The organism is Candidatus Magnetobacterium casense (assembly GCF_019173545.1).
Classification (GTDB): Bacteria; Nitrospirota; Thermodesulfovibrionia; order Thermodesulfovibrionales; family Magnetobacteriaceae; genus Magnetobacterium; species Magnetobacterium cryptolimnobacter.
Genome location: NZ_JABXWD010000258.1, coordinates 1 through 5,028, shown reverse-complemented (window position 1 = coordinate 5,028; position 5,028 = coordinate 1). Strand labels below are relative to the sequence as shown.

General features: G+C 48.8%; 6 protein-coding genes. 3 read left to right on the top strand and 3 right to left on the bottom strand.

Annotated elements, in window-relative coordinates; translation table 11 throughout:
- On the top strand, positions 1-465 hold a 465-nt coding region (locus HWQ67_RS12740; protein WP_218253070.1), incomplete at its 5' end, for a hypothetical protein.
- Between the two features lie 67 nt (positions 466-532).
- On the opposite strand, the gene HWQ67_RS12735 is transcribed toward HWQ67_RS12740, so the two are convergent.
- Positions 533-2,578 carry a diguanylate cyclase domain-containing protein gene (locus HWQ67_RS12735; RefSeq protein ID WP_218253069.1) on the bottom strand — a complete coding sequence of 682 codons (2,046 nt, stop codon included), beginning with the start codon at positions 2,576-2,578 and terminating at the stop codon, positions 533-535.
- A 163-nt stretch (positions 2,579-2,741) separates the two neighbouring features.
- Here HWQ67_RS12735 and HWQ67_RS12730 point away from each other — a divergent pair, with 163 nt between their 5' ends.
- Entirely contained in the window at positions 2,742-3,227 is a 486-nt protein-coding gene (locus tag HWQ67_RS12730; RefSeq protein ID WP_218253068.1) for a hypothetical protein, read from the top strand.
- Positions 3,228-3,374: 147 nt separating this feature from the next.
- Here the strand turns inward: HWQ67_RS12730 and HWQ67_RS12725 are convergent, their stop codons facing one another.
- A complete protein-coding gene (locus tag HWQ67_RS12725) occupies positions 3,375-3,638 on the bottom strand; it encodes a hypothetical protein (protein ID WP_218253067.1) in 264 nt (87 codons plus the stop codon).
- A 117-nt stretch (positions 3,639-3,755) separates the two neighbouring features.
- Positions 3,756-4,490, bottom strand: a complete 735-nt coding sequence (locus HWQ67_RS12720; RefSeq protein ID WP_218253066.1) for a hypothetical protein — start codon at positions 4,488-4,490, stop codon at positions 3,756-3,758.
- Between the two features lie 229 nt (positions 4,491-4,719).
- Here HWQ67_RS12720 and HWQ67_RS12715 point away from each other — a divergent pair, with 229 nt between their 5' ends.
- Complete coding sequence (locus HWQ67_RS12715; RefSeq protein WP_218253065.1) at positions 4,720-4,968, top strand: C-type lectin domain-containing protein; 249 nt, start codon at positions 4,720-4,722, stop codon at positions 4,966-4,968.
- The last annotated feature ends 60 nt before the right edge of the window (positions 4,969-5,028 follow it).

Below are 5,028 nucleotides of genomic sequence, written 5' to 3'. Positions count from 1 at the left end.
GAAAAACTCAACGACAAAATCGATACTGGGATCAACGGTCTCGACAAAAAAATCGACTCCGTTGCCGAAAAACTCAACGACAAAATCGATACTGGGATCAACGGGCTCGACAAAAAAATCGACTCCGTTGCCGAAAAACTCAACGACAAAATCGATACTGGGATCAACGGGCTCGACAAAAAAATCGACAGTAGCTACAAGAACCTCGACGCCAGGCTTGACAGTGAGCTAAATGTCCTGCGCCTGGAAATGAGCGAACATAGTACCAAAGTGGATGGCGAGCTAAAGCTCCTACGTCTGGAAATGAACGAACGTATTACCAGACTTGAGGGCAAAATGGATGGCGAGTTCAAGGCATTGCGACTGGAGATGAAGATATTTTTTCTGTTTATAATCTTCTTCATGATTGTCACCAACCCGCAGGCACTTGACGTCATCGCCAAGATATTCAGATTGATGAAGTAAGACTGTACCCCTGATGTTTTGCGGGTACCGGATTGGGAGAGCTGCTCATATCCCGGGGGATATCCGCCTATATCTTCAGGTCATCATCCAGGGTTGAATAGAACCGATATCCGTTCTTGCCGCTGCTCTTTACCTGATACATGGCTATATCGGCGTTGGCAACCAGCACCTCAACATCGTCACCGTCTGAGGGAAACACGCTTATACCAATGCTCATACCTATGAAGCAATCGTTACCGGCAATGGAAAACGGCCTCGTCAACGCCTCAATTATATAGTCAGCAATCAGGACGGAATCCTCCGCCTTCGATATCCTCGACAGGATTACCGTAAACTCATCCCCGCCCATGCGTGCCACCGTATCTGAGGTGCGAACACATCCCCTCAACCGCCCTGCTGCCTCCTTGAGCAACTGATCCCCAGCATCGTGACCATAAACGTCGTTTATAGTCTTAAAGTTGTCCAGGTCAACAAACATGATCGCAAACTGATGCTCATACCGCTTTGATATCTTCAGTACTTCGCCGAGGCGTTCGTAGAACAGTGTGCGGTTGGGGAGATCTGTCAGGGCGTCATAGTTGGCCATGTGGTATAGTTGATCCTCTGTACGTTTTCGCTCGGTATCGTCGGTCTTAACGGCCACGAAGTGTGTAATTTGACCGCTTTGATTTTTTATTGGCGATATGCTCTGATCCTCCCAGTATAGTTCGCCATCCTTGCGCTTATTGCACATGCTGCCATGCCAGACCTTGCCGGCCAGGATCGTGTGCCACAACTCCCGGTAAAACTCCGGCGGATGCTTGCCGGACTTTAACACCGCAGGCGTCTTACCCGCAACCTCGTCGAGCTTGTAGCGGGTCATCTGCGTAAACTGCGGGTTGACGTACTCTATCTTGCCCGTTATGTCGGTTATGACTACGGCTACGGGACTATGCTCAACGGCAGCAAATAAGATCATCACCTGCTCCTGCATCTTGACACGTTCCGTGATGTCCCTGGATACGTGTACAACCCGGTTGACATCTCCACGTTCATCAACGATAGGATAGACCGTGACCTCTACAAGGCTCCTCCTGCCGTCCCTGTCCGTGTGGACATGCTCAACGGTCCTGGACTTCACACCAGCCTGCAGTTCATCAAACACACACGGATCATTTAAGACTCCACAGGGATTCTCCTTCTGGTGCGTTACCTCGTAACAAAACTTCCCCACAATCTCACTGAGACTATGACCATATTTACTCAACGCACTTTCGTTGGCCCACATTATTCTGTAATCCCTGGTGATCAAGAATATCTCATCCGTAATCCCGTGCATGATACCCTCAACCATCTGCTTTACCTCACGGCTCTCCTTCATCGTCAGACGCAGGTCCTCCTCTATCCTCTGACGCATGAAGACCTCGCCCCTGAGTTGCTCGTTGACCACCTCAAGCACTGCCGTCCGCTCCGCTATCACTGCCTTCAATGGACGGGCAAGACCCGTTGTGACAACCGCAGCTATCACTATCCCAAGAAGCACGGTCAGGACTCCGACAATTGTGAGCTGGTCCTTGGTGTGGATATAGACCTCATGGGCCATCCGGTAATCCTGCTTTGCGCCGGTTTTCTCAATCGCTACCAGTTTGTCAAGAATGGTGAGCCAGTTTCTCTGGATTGGTCTGACCTCATTGACAAGGATTCTATAACCTTCCTGTGTATTGCCCTCTTGCGCATATCCGATAGCCTTGTCCCACAACAGGCGCACTACCTGGTCATCCCTGGATATTTGATCGATCAACACACTTGCTTGTCTGTCACCATCGGACAGCAATATCAGGTTGTCCTTGGTTTTGTCGTATCTTTGTCTGTTGTCGCTGATGCGTTGTATTTCCTCGACACGGTTTGCGTCGTCTAACAGGGCGTTTCTGACCAGGACTGCCTCGTTGCGGATGAGGTAACGCATATCCTGCGCCAGGTTCATCTTTACCGAAGAGACGCTGATGATCTTATCCAGCTCCTTATAATTGTTGTCCAGCCCCATGTGCCCTATGGAGATCAACAAGACCATCATCGACAGAAAGACAATAAACCCCGCTGCTACAATCACATAAAATCTGTAGTTGCTTTTCATCGTAGCACAATTATAACATTCTGACGAGTAAAAAAAATTTATCGGGCAGTTGGGTTTTCGGCACAGCAATTTTATGCCTTGACAACAATCCACACAGATGTGCTACACTGTAAAATGTAACGACACGTTAATATTAAGACTGAAGGAGGTAGACATCACAGATATGCTCAGAGCAATAATATTAGGATGGCTGATTATAGTGGCAGTTGCCGGCTGCACTGCAACCACAACAGTAAGGGCCGATGGTTCGCCGGAGTCGGGGCAACCAGCCTCAGTCCCTCCCGCCCCTGCACCACCACCACCAAGTCACATGAATCTCATGGGGACGGAGTTTGAGGACATTGCAATCCCACAGGAGCTGAAGCTGGAGGAGGACGAATCTATCCTGATAAACACACGTGCCTTTGTCGGCGGTGCGCTGACATACTCTGCTCCGGTGACGGTGGAGTCCCTGATCAGATTCTTCAACCACGAGATGCCAAAGAGGGGCTGGGAATTCATTGCCTCCTCCTATGCAAAGAAGAACGTTATACTGGCCTTTTCCAAGTCAAACAAAAACTGTATCATTTACATCAATATCCCCGGCGATTGGGGCAACAACACGCGTGTCCAGGTGTGGTTGGGCAAGACGGCTGCCACACACAAATAAATCGGATATAGGGTGCATGGGACAAAAAAAAAGAAAGGGGCGGCTCCGCCCCCCTTTAGAACCCCCTGCAAGGGGACCAGTCCCCCACCGAGCCGGGGGTCGCTGACCCCTTGACCCCATAATTAAATCTGCCTGATACGTTGCGCGTTACCCCGTAAAGCCGCTTTGTACGTTGCGTATCCTCTTGGCAAGTTCACGCATGGCGTCGGTCAGCGTCAGCCCTGCCTCTATGCGAGCCCTTACAAACTCGGCCTTGGACAGTTCGTTGATGACGTGATCGGTAGGGCCGCCCATCTTGCACTCGTTTATGCCTTCCTGAAGTTGCTGCGTTATGCAGGTTTCTATTTCCTGGGGGGTAAACTTGTTTGCCAGTTCCCTTACCTCTTTAAGTGGTACGGATTGTTTTTCCATGTTGTTACTCCATTTCAGTTCTTATGATAAATATGTCTGATAGATGCATTTTAAACCTGCAAGGCTGTTACGGGTTGAATGACAACTGAATAGTTAGCTGGTAAGGCACGGAGCAGTTCAAAAATGCCGCGGCACAAACTTACCGTCGTTAAGTATCCTGACCGTATCACCGCTTTGGCCAATGACAAAGAGACCTTTGTGATAAGCATACCTGTCAACTCCTTTATCTATGACAATGCCTGCTACCGCGCCTATGACAATCCGCCCGACATAGTCATCAAAGGCTTCTTTAAATTTGGATAATCGCTCCAGGTGCTCATTTACATCTTCTACTTTTAACGTGCTCTTGATCTCTATTGCCACTACATATTGGCCGTTAATTCCCAAGATGTCAATCTCCACGTTGGCATCCTCTATATAGACACCTTTATGGACTCTTTTCAGCTCAATCCCCCTTTCCTGGAACATCTTCTTTGTTGCCGGCAAAACTAACCCCACCACAAAATTACTCCACTTGCCAGTTAGTTCATTGACAGTCTTTGTGGTTTTTGCAACCAATTTTTCGGTTTTTGCCAGTTGCTCATCGGTTTTTGCCAGTTGCGCATCGGTTTTTGCCAGTTGCGCATCGGTTTTTGCCAGTTGCGCATCGGTTTTTGCCAGTTGCGTATCAACCCTCTCCGATGATATCCTCATTGCTTCTTTCAGTTGGCGTGTATCCTCCGCAGCCTGCCGGGTATCCTCCTCGGCCCGCTTTGCCCACTCCTTCAGTTGCCGGGCCAGCTCCGCATTTTCCCGGGCCAGCTCCCCAACAATAGCCTCTAACCTGTCTAAACTATCTTCCGTTGCATACATTGTCATAAACCTCCTTGCTGCTTAATAATACCATGTCTCAGGGCTGTTTGACAAGTAGTGGGTTCGCTTGCCGAAAAAAAATCCTTGACAGTTGAGTTTAACATGTGATACCATATAAAGGCTTGGCTTTGCCGAGACATGAGCGATACCCAGCCGGGTGCCGGGTAAAGCGAAAAAATAGTGCAACGAAGGAGTAGGTTATGCGAAAGATATTTGTGGCAGCGTTGATATGTGGCATGATACTTGCTACAATGGGGGGGGGGTAGCGACGGCTGACTCGGAAAAGGTCGTCAATCCAGCAAACAACCACACCTACCAGAGAATCGATACACAAATGACATGGGCCGATGCAAAGGCCAATTGCGAAAAATTAGGCGGATACTTAGCAACCATAACGTCAACCGATGAGAATAAGTTTCTTATCGATAACCTCGAGTTTTCGAAAAACAGGCAAACAGCATGGTATCAATTTTGCTAACCATTTTTGCCTGTTTTTTTATGCAATCTCACGCAACTCCTTCTGCTTTTCACGCTTCCT

Bases quoted from the DNA above. Each gene is read 5' to 3' on its own strand.
- HWQ67_RS12715 (WP_218253065.1), top strand. From the start codon at position 4,720: ATGTGGCATGATACTTGCTACAATGGGGGGGGGGTAGCGACGGCTGAC.
- HWQ67_RS12720 (WP_218253066.1), bottom strand. From the start codon at position 4,490: ATGTATGCAACGGAAGATAGTTTAGACAGGTTAGAGGCTATTGTTGGG.
- HWQ67_RS12735 (WP_218253069.1), bottom strand. From the start codon at position 2,578: ATGAAAAGCAACTACAGATTTTATGTGATTGTAGCAGCGGGGTTTATT.
- HWQ67_RS12730 (WP_218253068.1), top strand. From the start codon at position 2,742: ATGCTCAGAGCAATAATATTAGGATGGCTGATTATAGTGGCAGTTGCC.
- HWQ67_RS12725 (WP_218253067.1), bottom strand. From the start codon at position 3,638: ATGGAAAAACAATCCGTACCACTTAAAGAGGTAAGGGAACTGGCAAAC.